At 25.6% G+C, this 19801-nt stretch carries 24 protein-coding genes; 21 read left to right on the top strand and 3 right to left on the bottom strand.

Annotation, left to right across the window (positions count from 1 at the left end; all coding sequences use genetic code 11):
* Positions 1–9 precede the first annotated feature (9 nt).
* The 5 genes from CS899_RS06465 (at position 10) to CS899_RS06445 (ending at position 4023) form a co-directional block, all read left to right on the top strand.
* Entirely contained in the window at positions 10–474 is a 465-nt protein-coding gene (locus CS899_RS06465; RefSeq protein ID WP_100065367.1) for a methylated-DNA--[protein]-cysteine S-methyltransferase, read from the top strand.
* Positions 464–835 carry an ACT domain-containing protein gene (locus tag CS899_RS06460; RefSeq protein ID WP_100065366.1) on the top strand — a complete coding sequence of 124 codons (372 nt, stop codon included), beginning with the start codon at positions 464–466 and terminating at the stop codon, positions 833–835. Before CS899_RS06465 ends, CS899_RS06460 begins: the two co-directional genes overlap by 11 nt.
* Entirely contained in the window at positions 816–1643 is an 828-nt protein-coding gene (locus CS899_RS06455; protein WP_164995876.1) for a metallophosphoesterase, read from the top strand. Before CS899_RS06460 ends, CS899_RS06455 begins: the two co-directional genes overlap by 20 nt.
* 96 nt (positions 1644–1739) lie before the next feature.
* Complete coding sequence (locus tag CS899_RS06450; RefSeq protein WP_100065364.1) at positions 1740–2438, top strand: ABC transporter ATP-binding protein; 699 nt, start codon at positions 1740–1742, stop codon at positions 2436–2438.
* A complete protein-coding gene (locus CS899_RS06445) occupies positions 2431–4023 on the top strand; it encodes a putative ABC exporter domain-containing protein (protein ID WP_100065363.1) in 1593 nt (530 codons plus the stop codon). Before CS899_RS06450 ends, CS899_RS06445 begins: the two co-directional genes overlap by 8 nt.
* A 69-nt stretch (positions 4024–4092) precedes the next feature.
* Here the strand turns inward: CS899_RS06445 and CS899_RS06440 are convergent, their stop codons facing one another.
* The gene (locus CS899_RS06440; RefSeq protein WP_100065362.1) at positions 4093–4665 is read right to left on the bottom strand and encodes a manganese efflux pump MntP; all 573 of its coding nucleotides are present in this window, start codon (positions 4663–4665) and stop codon (positions 4093–4095) included.
* A 129-nt stretch (positions 4666–4794) separates the two neighbouring features.
* Here CS899_RS06440 and CS899_RS06435 point away from each other — a divergent pair, with 129 nt between their 5' ends.
* Together CS899_RS06435 and CS899_RS06430 are read left to right on the top strand one after the other, a co-directional pair.
* Positions 4795–5292: a hypothetical protein gene (locus CS899_RS06435; RefSeq protein WP_100065361.1), complete on the top strand. Its 498-nt coding sequence runs from the start codon at positions 4795–4797 to the stop codon at positions 5290–5292.
* 102 nt (positions 5293–5394) lie between these two features.
* Positions 5395–6234 (top strand): patatin-like phospholipase family protein, encoded by an 840-nt coding sequence (locus tag CS899_RS06430; protein ID WP_100065360.1) that lies wholly within the window; start codon positions 5395–5397, stop codon positions 6232–6234.
* 13 nt (positions 6235–6247) lie between these two features.
* Here CS899_RS06430 and CS899_RS06425 read toward each other — a convergent pair whose 3' ends face one another.
* Positions 6248–7234, bottom strand: a complete 987-nt coding sequence (locus CS899_RS06425) for a biotin--[acetyl-CoA-carboxylase] ligase (protein ID WP_100065359.1) — start codon at positions 7232–7234, stop codon at positions 6248–6250.
* A gap of 10 nt (positions 7235–7244) precedes the next feature.
* Positions 7245–7796 carry a biotin transporter BioY gene (locus tag CS899_RS06420; RefSeq protein ID WP_100065358.1) on the bottom strand — a complete coding sequence of 184 codons (552 nt, stop codon included), beginning with the start codon at positions 7794–7796 and terminating at the stop codon, positions 7245–7247.
* 132 nt (positions 7797–7928) lie between these two features.
* Between CS899_RS06420 and CS899_RS06415 the strand changes: the two genes are divergently transcribed.
* The 14 genes from CS899_RS06415 to pepT all read left to right on the top strand — a co-directional run bounded on the left by CS899_RS06415 (position 7929) and on the right by pepT (position 19326).
* A complete protein-coding gene (locus tag CS899_RS06415; protein ID WP_164995875.1) occupies positions 7929–9065 on the top strand; it encodes a VanZ family protein in 1137 nt (378 codons plus the stop codon).
* Entirely contained in the window at positions 9058–9543 is a 486-nt protein-coding gene (locus CS899_RS06410) for a GNAT family N-acetyltransferase (RefSeq protein ID WP_100065356.1), read from the top strand. The genes CS899_RS06415 and CS899_RS06410 overlap by 8 nt, the downstream gene beginning before the upstream one ends.
* Before the next feature lie 78 nt (positions 9544–9621).
* Positions 9622–10620, top strand: coding sequence for a S66 family peptidase (locus CS899_RS06405; RefSeq protein WP_100065355.1), 999 nt, complete (start codon positions 9622–9624; stop codon positions 10618–10620).
* A 189-nt stretch (positions 10621–10809) separates the two neighbouring features.
* Positions 10810–12426, top strand: coding sequence for a GNAT family N-acetyltransferase (locus CS899_RS06400; RefSeq protein ID WP_100065354.1), 1617 nt, complete (start codon positions 10810–10812; stop codon positions 12424–12426).
* Between the two features lie 23 nt (positions 12427–12449).
* Positions 12450–13130 (top strand): CPBP family intramembrane glutamic endopeptidase, encoded by a 681-nt coding sequence (locus tag CS899_RS06395; protein ID WP_100065353.1) that lies wholly within the window; start codon positions 12450–12452, stop codon positions 13128–13130.
* A gap of 118 nt (positions 13131–13248) precedes the next feature.
* Entirely contained in the window at positions 13249–13572 is a 324-nt protein-coding gene (locus CS899_RS06390) for a PadR family transcriptional regulator (RefSeq protein ID WP_100065352.1), read from the top strand.
* A 28-nt stretch (positions 13573–13600) separates the two neighbouring features.
* Positions 13601–14272, top strand: a complete 672-nt coding sequence (locus CS899_RS06385) for a DUF1048 domain-containing protein (protein ID WP_100065351.1) — start codon at positions 13601–13603, stop codon at positions 14270–14272.
* Between the two features lie 11 nt (positions 14273–14283).
* Entirely contained in the window at positions 14284–15585 is a 1302-nt protein-coding gene (locus CS899_RS06380; RefSeq protein WP_100065350.1) for a DUF1048 domain-containing protein, read from the top strand.
* Positions 15586–15597: 12 nt separating this feature from the next.
* Positions 15598–16071, top strand: a complete 474-nt coding sequence (locus tag CS899_RS06375; protein WP_100065349.1) for a GNAT family N-acetyltransferase — start codon at positions 15598–15600, stop codon at positions 16069–16071.
* Positions 16072–16241: 170 nt separating this feature from the next.
* On the top strand, positions 16242–16853 hold the full coding sequence (locus CS899_RS06370) for a hypothetical protein (protein WP_100065348.1): 612 nt from the start codon (positions 16242–16244) through the stop codon (positions 16851–16853).
* 121 nt (positions 16854–16974) lie between these two features.
* Entirely contained in the window at positions 16975–17394 is a 420-nt protein-coding gene (locus CS899_RS06365) for a hypothetical protein (protein WP_100065347.1), read from the top strand.
* Between the two features lie 21 nt (positions 17395–17415).
* A complete protein-coding gene (locus tag CS899_RS06360) occupies positions 17416–17682 on the top strand; it encodes a hypothetical protein (protein ID WP_100065346.1) in 267 nt (88 codons plus the stop codon).
* 98 nt (positions 17683–17780) lie between these two features.
* The gene (locus CS899_RS06355) at positions 17781–17963 is read left to right on the top strand and encodes a hypothetical protein (protein WP_100065345.1); all 183 of its coding nucleotides are present in this window, start codon (positions 17781–17783) and stop codon (positions 17961–17963) included.
* 130 nt (positions 17964–18093) lie between these two features.
* Complete coding sequence (pepT, locus tag CS899_RS06350) at positions 18094–19326, top strand: peptidase T (RefSeq protein ID WP_100065344.1); 1233 nt, start codon at positions 18094–18096, stop codon at positions 19324–19326.
* Positions 19327–19801: the final 475 nt, after the last annotated feature.

The raw sequence follows: 19801 nt of genomic DNA, 5'->3' as shown, positions 1-19801 counted from the left end.
AGGTAAACCATGAAAGCTTATTATAAATATAAAACAGAATTTGGAGAGATTTATATAGCAGAAGAAAAAGGATACATAACAGATATAAAAAAAGAGAAAAATTTTGATGGAAAATTAGAAGAAACAAAATTAATAAAAGATACATATAAACAAATAAAAGAATACTTTATGGGAAAAAGAAAAAGTTTTAGCATACCTCTCAAACCCAAAGGAACTGAGTTTCAGAAAAAAGTTTGGGAAAGTTTACTAAAAATACCATATGGTGAAACAAGAAGCTATAAAGATATAGCCAAAGACATAGGAAATGAAAAAGCAAGTCGAGCAGTTGGTGGAGCAAACAATAAAAATCCAATATTTATAATTATTCCATGTCATAGAGTAATTGGTGCTAGCGGAAATTTAGTAGGATATGGTGGAGGAATTAAAATGAAAGAAAAGCTATTACAACTGGAGAAAACAAAAAATGAAGATTAAAGTATTAGATGAAAACTTTGTAATTTGTAAAGTGAAAAATTTTTTTGATGTAAGTTTAGATAAAGAATATATTTTTACAGCTAAAACTAAAGAGGAAAATTCTATTCTTTGTAAAGAAGAAGATATTCCTCCGAATACAATAAATATTGAAAAAGGCTGGAAAGGTTTAGTTATAGAAGGAGAATTAGATTTTAGTTTAGTTGGAATAATAGCTGAAATTTCAAATATTTTAGCAAAAATAAAAGTTTCAGTATTTGTAATATCTACATTTAACACAGATTATATATTTATAAAGGAAGAAAGTTTAAACAAAACAATACTTGAATTAGAAGACAATGGATATGAGATATCAAAAAAATAAAATGAAAACATTTAAATTAATAATATTAATTATTTTATTACTAATTATAGCAATTAACATATATCAGAATTTTAGTTTAAAAATAACTAATATTAACTATCAAAGTAGAAAAGTTCCAGATGAAGTTAAAGGATTTAAAATATTACAAATATCAGATTATCATAATAAAAAATTTTTAACAGAAGATTATTTTATAAATAAAGTTAAAGAGACATCGCCAGACATTATATTGTTAACAGGAGATATTATAAACAGTAGGTCTCCAGATTATGATTTAATAAGAGCTACATTAAAAGAACTTTTGAATTTAGCACCTGTATATTATTCTACTGGCAATCACGAAAGAAGATTAACAGAATTTGACGATTTTATAATTGAAATGAAAGATATGGGAGTAGTTGTTTTACAAGATGAAGCAAATAAACTTAAATTAGGAAATTCAGAAATAAATATTATAGGATTAAATGATCCTAGTTATTATGGAAATAAACATTTAGTAGATAAATTAAACGATTTAGTAGAAAAAGATAAATTTAATATATTACTTTCACATAGACCAGAGCTATTTAAGGAATATGTAAATTCAGGAGTAGATTTAGTATTTTCAGGTCATGCTCACGGAGGACAAGTAAGAATACCATTTATAGGAGCCATATTTGCACCTAACCAAGGTTTTTTACCAGAGTACACAGATGGAATTTACAAAGAAAAAGAAACTACAATGGTAGTAAGCTATGGAATAGGAAGTAGTTTAATCCCTGTTAGGATTTTTGCTAAGCCAGAAATAATTCTTTTAGAAATAAATTAGACTTTAAATAATACTGCAAATTTATTGTAGTATTATTTTTTTAATGGTATAGTATGAGTGTATGAGATAAGCAACATACAAAACTAGGAGGTTTATATGTTAGATGTTATAGGAATTACAAAGAAATATCGAAAAGTATTAGCTGTAGACAATATAAGTTTTGAAGTGAAAGATGGACAAGTAGGCGTTTTAATAGGACCAAATGGCTCTGGAAAATCTACTACAATAAAAAGTATTGCAGGACTTTTAAAATATAGTGGTCAAATAAAGATAGATAATTTAGATAATAAAAGTATAGATGCTAAAAGAATATTTGGATATATACCAGAAATTCCATCCATGTTTCCACTTTTAACAGTGAGAGAACATATAGTTTACATTTCAAAAGCCTATGGATTAAAAATAGATGATGAAAAAATAGATGATTTATTAAAGAGGTTTGAACTATTTGACAAGCAAGATAAATTAGGGGATGAACTATCAAAGGGTATGATGCAAAAAGTTAGTATTTGTTGTGCATTAATAACAGAACCAAAGGTGATTATGTTAGATGAACCTATGGTAGGACTAGATCCAAAAGCTATAAAAGAGTTGAAATTGATAATTAAAGAGCTAAAGGAAAAAAATTGTACTATTTTAATAAGTACACATATGCTAGAGATGGTTGAAGATATTTGGGATACTATGATTCTAATGAAAGAAGGGAAAATAGTAGGACAGTTTTATAAAGATATGATAGGAGATAAAGATTTAGAGGATTTATTCTTTGATTTAACAGGAGAAGATAATGAATAAAGCTTTTGAATATTATTTTAAAACTATTACAAAAAATAGAATAAAAAATTTAAGAAGAAAACCAATAAAGTCAATAGGAATGATATTGTTAGCCATTTACTTTGTGTTTTTACCATTTATGTTTAAAAATATGGTAGTAGGTGCAAAATTAGATAATCCTAAAGGTTATATTGCTTTTATAGCTGTAGTATCAATATACTTAGGTATGCCATCAATAATATCTTATTTTAAGAGGAAAGGATTAATTTTTACTGAAAGTGAAGTTAATTTTATGTTTACCGCACCAATTTCGCCTAAACAAAATATTATGTTTGCAATGGGAAAAACTTTATTAATTTCTACAATACAGTATGCTAGTTTTTTTGTAGCTGCATTTTTTATATTTAAAATACCTTTAATAAAGGCGATTTTAATTACAATTTTAGGATTTGTATTTACTATAACTATAGATTATTCTTTAGGGATAATAATGTACGGTAGTGAAAAATTATCAAATAAGACAAAAGATAGAATAAAATATTTTGTATATATCATATTGCTAGCTCTTACTGGGATGATTGTAAAATATTTATTTGATAAAGGATTTAGTTTTTCAAATGCGATAGATTTTTTAAGTGGCGACTTAATAATGATTATTCCAATATTTGGTTGGGAGATAGGTGTTTTAAAATTAATATTAATAGAACCTACTATATATAATATATTGGCATCAGCAATGTCTTTTTTAACATCTGTTACTTTATTAAGATTAGTATTAAGAATGAAATCTACAGGAGAATATTATGAAGATGCTCTTTCTTTTTCAGAAGAATACTCCAAGGCAATTAATGAAAGCAAAAGAGATGGTTCAGCTAGTTGGGTTGGAAAGAAAAATAAAATTAAAAATATAGAGTTTTCAAAAAAGGGAACATATTCTAAAGCGATATTTTACAAGCAATTAGATGAATTTAAAAAGATGAGCTTTTTAAAAAAATATATAAAGGTAATAATTTATTTGTTGGTAAGTACAATAGTTGGATTTTTAATAAGAGAGGATAATAAAAATTTAGAAGTTGATTTTGGATTGGCATTAATAGCAGCATATATAGTTTCAATTTATTTTGGTTTATTTTTTAGTAAATCAAAAAGATGGAGAGCTGAATACGATAATTTTTATATTTATTTATTTCCTGATAGCTCTAGGAATAAAATGTTTTATGCAACATTGCTACAGAATTTAGTAACAGTTTTGGAGGCGTTAGCTTTAGCTATACCAGTGAATATAATATTTAAATTGCCAGTGTATTTTATAATTACAAATACTTTGATATACATTTCAGTACAAATGGTAATTTTATATATGGATTATATTTTAAGAGAGATAATTGGTTCTAAAATAGGAGAGAGTATAACTTATTTTATAATGTTAGGAATTGATTTTTTAATTTTAGGACTTATAGGAGGAGCAACATTTTTAATATATTATTTGACAGATAGTACTCTAGGAAGTTTTTTAGTAGGAATATCTTTGTTGAGTATATTATCTTTTATAGGGCTAATGTTAAGTTCAAAATTGTATACAAATATGGAATTTGTAAATAATTAAGATTCATAGACTATGTCTGTGAATCTTTTTATGTTAAGACAATAAAAAATAGCTAGTTTACACTAGCTATTATGCAATAATTCCCGTGTGTTCTAATAGTATTTTAGCTCCTATTAATATAAGAATAATCCCTCCTGTAATTTCTGCTTTCTTTTGGAATTTACATCCAAATTTGAAGCCTATATAAACAGCTACAAAAGAAAATAAGAAAGTTGTTATTCCAATAACTGCTGAAGAAATTACAATATTAACTCCAATAAAAGCTAAAGATATTCCAACAGCTAAAGCATCTATGCTTGTTGCAATAGAAAGCATAAATAGTTCTTTAAAATCTAATTCTTCTTCTTCAATACTACAAAGTGAATCTGTAGGTTGCAGTGCTTCATACAGCATTTTTCCACCTATAATTCCAAGTAGAATGAAAGCTATCCAATGGTCTACACTTTTTATTAAATGACTAAATTGAGTTCCTAAAGCCCAACCTAAAAAAGTCATTAATGCTTGAAATCCACCAAAGAACAATGCAACAATAGTTGCGATTTTCATTGAGAATTTCCTTAAATTTAAACCTTTACAAATTGCTACAGCAAATGCATCGGCTGATACTCCAACCCCTAATAAAAGTATCCCAAAAAAATTCATAAAATCTCCCCTCAGATATTCAATTGAATTTATATGTTATCACGGTAAATTTTTTTAGTCAAACGTATAAGTATCTGATAGAATAGAAGAAGTAGTAAATTAATGTATTTAAGTATAAAGAGGTGAATTATGAAAAAATTCAAAATTCTTGGAATTATAATTATTTTAGCTTTAGCATTAGTAGCTTGTAGTGGAAAAGAAGATTCTAAAGAGAAACCTAAAGATGTTAATCAAGAAGAACAAACGGGAATGACAGATAAGGATAAAAAACACTTTGAGGAGCTTTTAAAAGATGTGGGAGATACAGAAACAGATAGAGTTGAAAATGAAATAGAGCTTGTATCTTTAGCAGATGAGTGGATTTCTGAGTTAGCACAAATGACAGTAGAACCAGAGGAAATAAAAAATATTACAATTAATTATTTAGCAACGGCAGAGCCAGACGAAGTAATAATTTTTAAAGAAGTTTTTCCGAAATTAAATGAATATGCCATAGGACTTATAAATGGCGATTCTAATACTTTAGGTTTATTAAAAGGTGCAGATAGAAAATTAAAAGAAAATATATTAGATGAAGTAAGATGGGTAGAAGTATATGAAATAGTTTTGTCAGAAGCTCAAAAATAGGAAAAAGGCATAAATATGCCTTTTTTTATTTTAAAATGGTTATTTCATAAAAATTCATATATAATATAATACATAAAAATTTTTAATTACTTGGAGTTTAAAATGATAGGAATAATAGATGTCGGTGGAGGAATGAAAGCAATTTACAGCGCTGGAATTTTAGATTATTGTTTAGATAATGAAATATACTTTGATTATGCATTAGGAGTTTCAGCAGGAAGTGGGAATTTAGGAACCTATACTGCTAGACAAAGAGGAAGAAATTATATTTTTTATACAGATTATACATTTAGAAAAGAATATATGAGCACTAGAAATTTTCTTAAAAATGGAGAATACTGTAATTTAGATTACCCTTACTCAGTTTTATCCAATGAGGGTGGAGAAAATCCTTTAGACTACGATATTTTAGAAATATCATCTACTGATTTAAATGTAGTTGCGACAGAAGCAGCTTCTGGAAAACCAGAATACTTTAATCAAAAAGATATGAGTAGAAATGACTATTGGTTATTTAAAGCTTCTAGTACAATTCCAATAGTAAGCAAACCATTTGAAAGAGAAGGAAAGAGATATTATGATGGAGGAATAGCAGATCCTATTCCAGTAAAAAAAGCTTTTGAAGATGGTTGTGATAAAGTTGTAATAGTTTTATCAAGACCAAAGAACTTTAGAAAATATTTAAGAAAATCAGATAAATTATCGAAAGTATTTTTAAAGAAATATCCTAAGATGATAGAAGCAATTTATAACAGAGCAGATAAATACAATAAAATTTTAGAAGAGCTGTTAGAAGGGGAATTATATAAAAATAAAGTATTGGTTTTAGGACCATCGGATAATTTTGGAGTGGATACTTTAAGTAAAAAGAAAGAAGAATTAGATAAGTTGTACCAAATGGGATATGAAGATGGAGAAAAAATAAAACAATTTATATATTAAAAGTCAGACTATGTTAAATATAGTCTGACTTTTTTCTTATGCTAACTTCTCCAGAAGAGATGTACTCTATAGTATCATCTTTCTTTTTGACTTTTAACCTAAATTCATCGTCAATGTCTAGAGCCAGAGCTTCTTCTTTAGAATCTCCTCTAAGTAAATAGATTTCTTTATTTAAAATTAAAGATCTATTTCTGTATTCCTCTAAAAATTCTTTTTTTTCTATATTAGGGTAGTAATAGAAAAAATTATTCAATATTTTTGCTATAATCTTATTTTTATAGTCATTAATCAAGTTTTTTTCATTAAAAATAGTTCCAGCTATATTTTTAATATCGCTTGGAAAACCATTTGAAGGCATTGTCAAATTAAGTCCAATACCTAAAATAGCATAGTTTATTCCGCCACCTTCTAAATCGAAAGATGCTTCTGTAAGTATTCCACAAACTTTTCTATTGTCTATAAAAATGTCATTAACCCATTTTATTGTAGAAGAACTATTTGAAATAGTATCTATAGCTTGAGAAATGGCAACAGCCGCACAAGTAGTAATATATAATGCTTTCATAGCGTGTAACTTTGGTTTTAACAAAATACTTAAATAAATTCCAGAGTCAGAAGGAGAATAAAAAGACTTACCCAACCTACCTCTTCCTTTAGTTTGCTCTTCAGAAATTACAACACTTCCTTCTGTAGCTCCATTTTCAGCTTTTTTCTTTAAGTAGGAGTTTGTGGAATCTATTGTTTTGAAAACTTCTACTTCCAAATTAGGAACTTTTAAATATTTTTTTATACTTTGACTAGAAAGAATAAAATTATTTTCTGAAAGCATATATCCCCTGTTTTTTACAGAATCTATTTCATAACCTTCAAGTTTTAAGGAATTTATGGCTTTCCAAACAGCGTTTCTACTAACGTTTAATTTTATGGAAATATCTGAACCAGATATATAATTACCTTTGTTATTTTCTAAAAATAAAAGAACATCTTCTTTAACTGACAAAATATACTCCTTATAAATTAATTTTATTTTTTAATTTTATTATTATTATACTTGCAAGACCTATCTTTACGAAATCTGGAATAATGAAAGGAAAAACACAGAGGGATAAAGCTTTAAAAATAGTAATAGAGCCAGAAGACTTAGTGTAAAAAAACATAAACCACATAGTTCCAAAAACATAACAAACCAATAAAGAAAGCACCATAGAGAAAATTAAAGATATATTTCTTTTAGGTAGTATCTCTATTAAAATTCCCATAACAATGGCTGTAAATAAAAATCCTAGAATATATCCTCCAGTAGGTCCAATAATACTACTTACCCCACCTTTGAAATTTGAAAATACTGGAAGACCAATAATTCCCAACAAAATATATAATAATATAGCTAAAAATCCTCTTTTTGTACCAAGTAAATCAACAGTTACAAAGACAGCAAAAGTTTGTAATGTAAAAGGTATAGTTATGGGTATTGATATCCAAGAACAAATGGTTATAATTGCAATAAAAATGGATATAAAAGTTAAGTCTTTAGTTTTTAGTTTATTTATAGATAAGTTCATTTCCTTCCTCCAATTTTTATAAGTATAGCAATATAATAAACGATAGTCAACTAATTAATTTTTAAAGTTGACTGATTTTCAAATAAGAACTGTTATAATAGACTAGGTAAAATTTTTAGAAGGATGATGAAGATGAAAGTATATGAAACACCAATAATTTCTGGGATTTTAATATCTTTAATTATTATATATTTAATACTAGTGCCAGTAATGATATACCAGTATAGAAAGTACAATGGGATTATGGTAAGAAGAAGTGTAGTTTTATTTTCGTTTATTATATATATGATAACGGCTTGGTTCATGACTATTTTACCTTTACCAGATATTGAAGAAGTTACAAAGATGCCTACAATAGTGCCGAACTTCAAACCATTTTTGTTTGTTGAAACCTTTTTAGAAAGGACAAATTTTAGTTTAACAAATACTAGTACATGGCTTGCTTCTTTAAAATCATCAAGTTTTTACACTGTGGCATTTAATGTTTTATTAACAGTTCCATTTGGAATATATTTGAGAAAGTATTTTAAAGTATCATTTTGTAAAACTTTATTATTTGGGTGTTTATTAAGTTGTTTCTATGAGATAACTCAGTATACAGGACTGTATGGCATTTATCCAAAAGCATACAGATACGCTGATATAGATGACGTTATTGTAAATACATTTGGAGCAGGTTTGGGGTATTTAGTTACACCAATAATAGAGAAATTACTACCAAATACAGACAAAGAGCAAAAAAGAATTTGCGAAGGTAAACGAGCAGGAGTAATTAGACGAGGTTTATCTTTATTTGTAGATTTTATAATTACAGGAATAGTTTATTTTGGAGTTGTTTTAACCACATATTTATTTTTAAGATATATTTTAGGAATAAAAGGAAATATTTTTGCGTTAGATTATACTATGAATATGGCAGTGTATATTTTCTTCTTTATTATTGTACCTATTACTCACCAAGGAAATACATTAGGAATGAAAATTTTAAAAATTCAATTAGTAAATTCAAATAGTAATGATAAAGTAAAAAACATTAGAATAATAATTAGAAATTTAACACTATTGTTTGTATTTAGATATGATGAGATTTTTAAATTCCTTGAAAATACTAAAAATGATAAATTAATTATTATAAAAGATGTAGTTAATATGCTAGGAAGTATGGTATTTTTAATTTTTGTAGTATCTCTACTGCTGACATTAATAAGAAAGAAGGATTTCATATTATATGATAAAATAACGAGCACAAAGGTGATTATAAGTGAATAGTTTAGTAGAATTTGTAAATGTAAATAAAGAAAACATAAGTGAATTTTATAAAATTCAGAAAATTTGTTTTAAAGATTTATACAATAAGTATAACGATGATGGTAATCCATACAAAGAATCTTTAGAGGGATTAATAAATAAATTAAGTAGAAATAATAATTATTTATATTTAATTTATTTAAGAAATGAACTAGTTGGTGGAGTACGAATTGTAACAGATAATAGAATAGGACGAATAGCTCCTATGTTTGTACTACCAAAATATCAAAACAAAGGGATAGGAAAACAAATTTTATTAAAAATAGAAAGTTTATATAATAGTATTGAACATTGGGAATTGGATACTATCAAAGAAGAAAATAAATTAGTAAAATTTTATAAAAGTTTAGGGTATTTGGAAACTGGTAAAGAGAAATTCATAAATGAAAACATGAATATAGTTTATCTTGAAAAGATAAATAACAAAAAGAGTTCTTAACTTAAGAACTCTTTTTTATTTCGGAAATTTTATATAGTTATGGTATAATTGACAGAAAACTACAATAAAGGAGAAAAAATGAAATTAGAAAAGCTTAAAATAGGAGATAGTATTGGTATTTTTTCTCCTTCTAATCCAGGAATATATAAAAATCCGAAAAGATATAAGAGAGGAAAAGAATTTTTAGAAAATAAGGGGTTTAAAGTTGTTGAAGGTAAACTCTCTAATAAACATGACTATTACCGTTCAGGTAGCATTGAGGAAAGAGCTGAAGAATTAAATGAGTTAATAAGAAATCCTGAAATTAAATTTATAATGTCAAGTATTGGAGGGATGAATTCAAACTCTATTTTGCCATACATTGACTATGATGCATTTAAAGAAAATCCTAAAATTATAGTAGGATACTCAGATGTAACGGCTATATTACTAGCTATTTATGCAAAGACAGGTATTAATACCTTTTATGGTCCTGCCTTAGTAGCTTCATTTGGAGAACTTTCCCCATTTGTAGATTTAACATATAAGTACTTTTCAGAGATTTTAATAGATAAAACTAGTATTCCTTACACTTTCTCTAAGCCAGATTTTTGGACAGATGAATTTATAGACTGGGCTAAACAAAATAGAAGTAAAGAAAAAATAGAAAATAGTTTAATTACTGTAAATAAGGGAGTAGCAAAAGGAAGACTTATTGGTGGAAATTTAAACACTTTGGAAGGCATTTGGGGAAGTGAATATATGCCAGAAATTAATCAGGGGGATATTTTATTATTAGAAGACTCGTTAAAAGACGCATCGGTTATAGAAAGAAGTTTTTCACTATTAAAAATAAATGGAGTTTTTGAAAAAATAGGAGGAATTATTTTAGGTAAGCATGAGTTATTTGATGACCTTGGGACGAGTAGAAAACCTTACGAAATTCTAATGGAAGTTATAAGAGAAACAGATATTCCTATTTTAGCAGAATTTGACTGCTGCCACACTCATCCTATGTTAACTATGCCAATAGGTACAAATATAGAATTAGACAGCAACAAGCAAGTTGTAAAATTATTAGATAATTGTTTCAAATAATTTATTATTTAGATATACTTATAATAATATAGATGTTTAGATATTTCATAAGAAGAAAACTAAAAATTTTAACAAAGTTTTATTTTCTATAAAATTGCTAAACTTATTCAATATTTACAAAAACATAGATAAAGTATTTTATATTTGGGTTAAAAAGCATGGAATTTATTTAGTTAGGAGAGAGTATAGATGAAGGTAGTTTTAATTAGACATGGAGAGGCTGATTATAGTAATTTAAAGGATTATTCAGTTGCTAGAATAGGAAAAGAAATTGCTCCTCTTTCTGAAAAGGGAAGGAAACAAGCAGAAAATGTAAGTAACGACATTAGACTTGAAGGAGCCGAAATAGTTATTACATCTCCTTTTACTAGAGCTTTAGAAACGGCAGCGATAATAGCAAAAAATAGAAATATAGATATAAAAGTTGAAACTGATTTACATGAATGGATAATAGAGGACGATAATTCTATAAAATATAAAGAACTAATGGGGAGAATTTTAAGAGAAGCTATTATCCATAAAGGTGTACATACAGAAGATTGTGAGTTTTATTGGGAAGATTTTAAAGATATTACTGAGAGGGCTTTAAATGTTATAAAGAAATATTTGAAATATGACAAAATTACAGTAGTTACTCATGCAGGAGTAATAAAGCAGTTGAAATATAAAACTCAAATAGATAACTGTGAAATTATAGAACTTGAAGTGGATAAAGATAGTAAATTCCAAGGTTTTTATGACCCAAGGGTATTAGATGATGATAGAAAGATAAGACTTGTAGAGCCAAGTTTAGAATATGAAGAAAAAATTTTTGATTATAAAGAAAGAGTACTACAAGCAGATGGATTTATACATGGTAGTTCAAATCTAGAAAATTTTAGTAATTTGAATGAATGGTTAAAATATATGGAAGAATTGAAAAATGAGGAAACTTGTCCAGAAGGATTTGTACCAGGTACAACATATTTAGCGATAAATAAGGAAGATAAGTTAGTTGGTATGATAAATATTAGAAAACGACTTAATGAGAACTTACTTAAATATGATGGACATATTGGTTATAGCATTTTACCATCTGAAAGAAATCATGGATATGGGACAGAACTTTTAAAGGAAGCTATAATTTTATGTAAAAGAGAGAAATTTGACAGACTTCTTGTTACTTGCGATGAAAACAATATATATTCTGCTAAAGTAATAGAAAATAATGGTGGAGTACTTGAAAATAGAATAGCCTATGGAAATACACATAGAAAAAGGTATTGGATAGATTTAGAACTAAATGAAGATATTAAATTAGTTAGGCCTACTATAAGATATAAAGAACAAATAGAAGAATACAAAAAAGAATTTTTTGATGAAAATTTATACTTTATTGAGGGGTCTGGCAAACTTCACGAGTTTAAAGATATAGAAGAGTGGATAAAAAACAACGAGCTTATGTCTAGTGAGGAAAGCTATGACAGAGATTTTGTACCAAATAGAACATTTTTAGCAATAAGAGAAAGTGACGACAAATTAATTGGAATGGCTAATTTAAGATATAGATTAAAAGATAATCCAGAAAACTTAAATGGAAATATAGTTTACAGTGTAAGAAGATCTGAACGTCAAAAGGGATATTCTAAAAAAATACTTAAGTTTGCGTTAGAAAAATTTAAAGATAAAGGAAATGATGAAGCGTTAATTACATGTGATAAAGATAATATTGCTTCTGTAAAGGCAATTGTAGAAAATGGTGGAAAATTAATAGAAGAACTCAGATTTGAAGGCATGACTATACAAAAATATTTAATTGTACTATAAGTTGAAATAATAGAGATAATTTTATGATAGAAAAAAATAATTTAAAATTAGAAAACAAAATAAGTATTAAAGATGTTATTTATTTAGTGCTTTACTTTATAGGATTAGAATTAATTTTGCTGATTCCAACAGCTATACTGATAAATACACTAAATTTATCAATTAGTACGGGATTATTTTTAATGTCAAGCATTAGCTTCATAATATTAACTATTTTAGGATTAATATGGTATAAGCAGGATATAAAATATTGTTATAGTAACTTTATATCTGACTGGAAGAAAACTTTAAGAATAATATTAATAGCATTAATTATTGGATTTTTAACAGATATATTAATAAATTCTTTTATTTTAGTTCCAAAGTCTGAGAATCAACTACTAGTAGAGGATATGTTTAATAATTTTCCAATAGTGGAATCTATTTCAATAGTATTGTTAGCACCAATAATAGAAGAAATAGTATTTAGGCATATCTTAATTGGAAAATTATCGAATGTAATTAATATAAAATTGGCTATTATTATAAGCTGTGTTTTATTTTCTTTTATGCATAGTGGATTTACAATATCTATTGTATCATATTTGTTAACTACACCATGGCTAACGTTAATATATATTAAATCAGGGAAAAATATAGTAGCATCAATTGTTTTTCATTCTTTATGGAATTTTATATCATTAATAATGATAGTATTTATTTAAAAGCTGTTAGGTTAACTAACAGCTTTTTGTATTGTCGAATTTGACAAATAAACTACTTGGTATTACAATATAGTTAACTACTAAGCGATACAAAGTAGTTTAGAAATGAGGTGAGAAGATGGTTCCTTCACAAATGCTAAAGGGTGTTTTGGAAGAGTGTGTATTAGAGATAATATCAAGGGATGATTTATATGGATATTTAATAGTTGAAGAATTAAAAGGATATGGTTTTGAAGATATAGTTGAAGGTACAATTTACCCGATTTTGCTGAGGTTGGAAAAGAAAAGTTTAATAGTAGCAGATTATAGAGAGTCTGAAGTTGGACCAAGAAGAAAGTATTATAAAATAACTCCCGAAGGTTTAAAGCAGTTGAAAGTATTTTACGAGAACTGGGAGGAATTATCAGTTATAGTAGATAAAATTATAAATAATAAAAAATAATTGTGTAATTAAAATAAGGAGGTAGAATATGAAATATTTTGATTTAGTTGCAGAAAACGAAGAGATATTAATAAAATTAGATAAAAAATATCAATCAGTAGCAGATGATATAAATTATTATTTAAAAACTAATTTAAAATCTCAATTTAGAACGGAAATAATAATGAACGACATATTAAATATGTTTTTTGATTATCAAAAAAGAGAATATTCAGTTGAAGAAGTTATTGGGGCAGATATTAAAGTTTTCTGTGATGAAGTATTAGAAAATTCTAAGGAACTAAGTCTAAAAGACAAAATATTTGAATTCTTTTATGATATTTCTCCTATAATATTAATGAGCATAATTTTTTCCTTTGCAGGAATAAAAACAAATTTTACTAGTATTTTAATGTATAAAGTAAAAGTAAGATTAGATATAATAGGAATCTATTTTTTGCTATTTACAATGTTTTTAATAGGTAGATTTATTTATAAAAAGTATGGAAATCCTAGAATGAGAAAGTATAAAAACTTAGGATTGATATTTGCTATTTTAGTAATTTTAGGACTTAGAATATTTTTTAGAAGTAAAAATCAAATAGTATCGGTTAATCTTTGGATTGTAATTTTCCTAGCAGTATTGTTTATATTAACGTATTTTATTTCAAAAAAATATATTAATGATGAAGTAGAAAAGCATATAATATACAAGTTTTAGGGAGAAAGCACATGAACTTAAGAAAATATCAAGAAGAAAATACCGATATACTGGTGAAGTTAAATTCTGATTATAAAAATGAATATTTTAAAGTAGCTAAATATCTAAACTTTGATGACAAAAGAAATAAAAGAAAAATAATTACAGAAAACTCTATATTGAAAATATTATTTGAAAATCAAGAATTAGGAAATCCGGCTGAGTTTGCATTAGGAGTAAATTATAAAAAATATAGTAAGAAAATTTATGATGATACTCCCCAAATAGACAAAAAACTTAATGCTTTATATTTTTTCAAGGAATACATATTAATTTTCATGTTGTTCATGTTAGAAAATTATGTTTTAAATATTGGATTAAGTAGAAAGTTAGTTATATTTAATGTAAAAATAATGAATAATTTTTTACTAGTTATAGTAATTGCTGTAATTTTATATCGTATTTTTACAATAAAAAAGACAACTTTAAGCGTTATAGGATATTTAATAATTTTGAACTTGCCTAAAATTGTTAATTTAGAAGGGATGTGGAGTAGTTTAACTGTGAATATATGTGTGTATTTATTAATTTTAATTATAGTTTTGTTACTACTTATTATCGTTAAATTACTATGTAAAAAAGAAGAAGAAAAATTATTTAACAATAATAAAGGAATTAATTATATTAAGCTTATAAGTGAAAATATTCAACTAAAAAGAAATTTAAATATAGAATATAGTGAAATATCTAGTGATATAGAATTTTATTTAAGATTAAAGTTAAATACTTATGTAGATATGCAAATTATAATGTACGATATTTTAAATATGTTAAAAGAAGGTCAAGAAAGGGAAGAAAGACCAGTAGATATTATAGGTGTAAATATAAAAGAATTTTGTGATGATGTAATAGAAAATTATAAAAAATCTAATTTTAAAGATAAAATTATAGAAATAATTTATAATAGTTTTTTAGGAATTGCTACTTTTATAATAACGGCTTTATTATTTTCAAAAATATTTAAAAGTACTCAAGTTGATGTATATATGATATTATTGTATATTGTTCCAGGGAGTATTTTGTTAGTGCTAAGATCTATTTTAAAAAGAAAAATACAACCAAGTAATAGAAAGAGAATAAAATTATTAATGGTAGGTATAATCTTTGTTGTTTATGTAGTGATGGGATTTATTGTATATAAATTTGTAGGAGATTGGAGTATAAATCTTAAAATTAATTATTTTATTTTGACGATTACAGCAATAATAGTTATACTTTTATGGATTATTTCGCATATTTATATAAATAGTAAAATAGAAAGAATTATAAATTAAGTTGGAGGTATTATGGAATATAGTATTAGAATTGCGGAAGTGAAAGATTCGGGATTTTTAACTGAGTATAGAATAAAATTTTTGAAACTTTTAGGTTATGAAATACCAGAAAATAAAGAAGAGGTTTACAAAAAATTAAAAGCTCAAATAGAAAGAAAGCTTAATGATACTTTAATTTGCATAATTGCAGAATCAAACAATAGAATTGTTGGAACAGCATATATGACTTTAGAAGAGAGATTATATCACCCTGAAGCAGCTAATGGAAAGATTGCAAACATAGTAAATGTTCATACTGAGGAAGAGTGTAGAGGAAATGGGATAGCTTCAAAAATGATAGAAAAATTAATAGAAAAAAGTAAGGAACTGGGTATAGAGAAAATTACTTTAGATGCAACGGCTAAGGGAGAGCCAGTTTATAGAAAAATAGGTTTTAAATCTAAAGTAGATCCTATACTTCCAACAGCGATGTACTATATTGTATAAAAGATGTTATTTTTAGCATCTTTTTTTTATTTTTGAAAAAATGTAAGATAGTTGTAAGAATTATGTAAGAATTTCTTAGATTTATTGAAACATTCCATTGATACAATACTTATAACAACAAAAGATAACAATCTTTAATATAGATTATATTATTGTAAGGAGTGGAAGATATGAAAAAATTTATAGGATTATTCTTAGTCATAGGAGGGCTATTAGCAGGAACTTGCTTGATATATGGTGTTGATTGTGAAAAACCAGAAGGGTATAATTTAACAGTTATTAATAATACAGGAGTTAAATTCTCACATATAGGTTTTGGAAACGAAAAATTTACTTCTATATTGTCAGATGCTAAAAAAGATTATATGGACAAATTTTCAGAACAGTATTTTCATTTAAAAGATTTGGATAAAAATAATATTTGGACTGTAAAGGCAGTAGGAGAAGGCGATGAAGTATTTGATGCTATAGTAGAAATTGAAGAAAATGGAGAAATCGTTTTAGAAGAAGTAAAGGGAAATAGGATGGTGACTAATAAAAATATTGAACTAAAGAATAAATTTAATGATTTTGATATTTTAAAAATGATAGAAGATTGGAATTGTAAAGTTAAGGACGACAAAATTATTTCAGAATATGAGGTACCTTTTATACATTCAACATCTGTAATGGGAAAGAATGGTGAAGTTATTACTTCTGATGCAGTTTCTAAAAACAGTGTTGCAAAAATTAGTGAAGAAAAGGGAAACAAAGGATACTCTTGGATTAATATTTATCATTAAAAAAAGGTCTACCTTGATTAAAATCTTGGAAGACCTTTTCATATTATAAGAAATTGTTGAAATATTTTAGAATTTCATAAGCATAAAAAATGTTAAAATATATATTAAAGAGGGGATAAAAATGAAAAAGCAAGTAAATAAAATAAATTTATATGAATATTTGTTTAAAAATAACATTGGGAAATTAAAAGAAAATATTAAGACTATAGATGAAATGATTAAAATTTTACAAGGAAAGTATGAAGTAAATTTATATAGTGATGAAAAATTTACTAGAAAAGTTATAGATAACATGATTAAGAAGTATGGAGATGAGAAAGATTATATAAATAAGGAAGATATTATTACTTTTGAGTTAAAAACAAAGGGAAATATTTACCATGTAGGATTTAATAGAAAAAATAATGGGATTTATGTCGAGGGAAATGAATGGTTAAGAATTCATTTAATAATCTTAAGAGGGTTGAATAAAAATGAATTAAGTAATATATTCTTGGTAGGTGAATATTTATATTACAAAGAAACGGCTTGCCTTGCATAAATTTATTATAGGAGAAAACAATTGAGTGATTTAATAGAATTTGTTCTAGATATTGGGATTGATATTGTTGGATTTCTTACAGAAAATCATGAAAAAGATACAAAGTCAAAAAAATCAAGTAAATTTAAAGTTGTATCTTTAATTGTTATTCTATTAATATTAATTTCAGTAGTGACATTTTCAGCTATAAAATTAATTGGTGAAAATATAATTTTTGGTATAATGCTTTTTATATTAATATTAACCATATCATCACTTTTCAAAAAAATATTAGATAGAGAAATATAACCTTTATTGTTAATTAATAATAAAGGTTTTTTTATTTAAAAATAAAATTAACGTTGTGCTATAATTCAAATATACATAGTGTATATTGAGAGGTATATATGGAAAAAGACTTTAGAAATAAAATAATACTATATTTTATTTTAATAATTGTAGGATTTTTTAATTTAGTCATAGCTATTAAGAACATGAGTAAAGGTCTTATGATAATGTGGATAATATTAATAATTGCTATTATAGCATTAACTATTATCAATTTTACTAAATATAATAAAGAAGAATAAATAAGAATTTATTTAAACTGCAGATTAAAATGACATATATTTTATAATATAAAAATTGGAAATATGAATTGTATATGTTAGCATTAAAATAATATGATATTAATAAAAACATACAATTAATGGAGGTGTTATTTTGAACGTAGTAGAAAGATTTATAAGGTATGTACAAGTTGAAACTACATCTAATGAAGCAAGTGACACAGTTCCAAGTACCAAGGAACAATTGGAATTGGCTAAAATTCTAGTTGAAGATATGAAAAAAATAGGCTTAGAAAATATTGAGTTAGACGAAAAAGGATATGTTTATGGTTCATTAGCTTCAAACGTTGATAAAAAAGTTCCTACAATTGGTTTTATAGCTCATATGGATACTGCACCAGATTTATCAGGTAAAAATGTAAACCCACAACAATTTGTATATTTAGGAGGAGATATCTTACTAAACGAAGAATATACAATGTCACTAGAAGAGTTTCCATTTTTAGAAGATTTAAAAGGGAAAGAGCTAATAACTACAGATGGTACAACTTTATTAGGAGCAGATGATAAAGCAGGAATAGCAGAAATATTAGATGCTATGAAATATTTAGTAGAAAATCAAAGTATAAAACATGGTGAAATAAAGGTTGCATTTACTCCTGATGAAGAGATTGGCAGAGGAGCTGACCATTTTGATGTAGCAGGATTTAACGCAGATTTTGCATATACAATGGATGGAGGTCCTGTAGGAGAATTAGAATACGAAAATTTCAATGCAGCATCTATACACATAGAGATTCAAGGAAGAAATGTTCACCCAGGAACTGCTAAAAACATAATGGTAAATTCTATAACTATTGCTAATGAAATAGAGAATATGTTGCCTAAAAATGAAAGGCCAGAATATACAGAAAGGTATGAAGGATTTTATTTACTTACAGGAATAAAAGGTAGTGTAGATAAAACAGAGATGAACTACATTATAAGAGATCATTCCTTAGAAAAATTTGAAGAGAAGAAAATTCTTATAGAGAATATAGTTGAATTTTTAAATGACAAATATGGGCATAGAATTGATATATCTATAAAAGATTCTTATTACAACATGAGAGAAAAGATAGAACCATATATGGAAATTATTGGTTTAGCAGAAAAATCAATGAAAGATATAGGAATAACACCTAATATAAAACCAATAAGGGGAGGAACTGACGGAGCCAGATTATCTTATATGGGACTTCCAACTCCAAATTTATTTACAGGAGGATATAATTATCATGGAAGGTTTGAGTTTATTCCAGTTGATTCCTTAAAATTAGCATCTGCATTAATTGTGAAAATATCAGAAAATTTAGTAGATTACCCTAATGAAAAGCTGAAGTAATTCAGCTTTTTTTATTTTGAAATATTATTTTAAATAAATATTGTATAAAAATTTAATATTAAAAGATTCATAAATTGATAAAAAATGATTTAAATATATTAATTTAGTGCATAAATAAAGAAAGTATAGTTAAAAATATCTAACAATTCTTTTACTGCGTATTGCTAAATGATATATTATTGACAATAAAGGATTTATTGCTATAATTTAAATGAGGATTAAATAAGAAGCTTAACTAAATAAAAATCTTAAGTAATTACTAGTAAAGCCGTGAGAAATGAATAATAGGTATAGTAAATATCTTAAATAAATGTAATTTAGTTGATTCTTATTTCATTTATATTTTATGAATGTAATCATAAGCTTTGTATATTTAAATATTAGTATTAAAAAATAGCAAACAATATGATAATAAGATAATTTTTAATAGTTTTAAATTTTAAGTACATATAATTCTGCATTTGAAAATTATTGA

Origin of the sequence: Miniphocaeibacter massiliensis, assembly GCF_900232905.1 — a bacterium.
In the GTDB taxonomy this organism is placed as follows: Bacteria; Bacillota; Clostridia; order Tissierellales; family Peptoniphilaceae; genus Miniphocaeibacter; species Miniphocaeibacter massiliensis.
The sequence above is the reverse complement of the archived record's forward strand: the minus strand, read 5'-3'. Positions and strand labels throughout refer to the sequence as shown.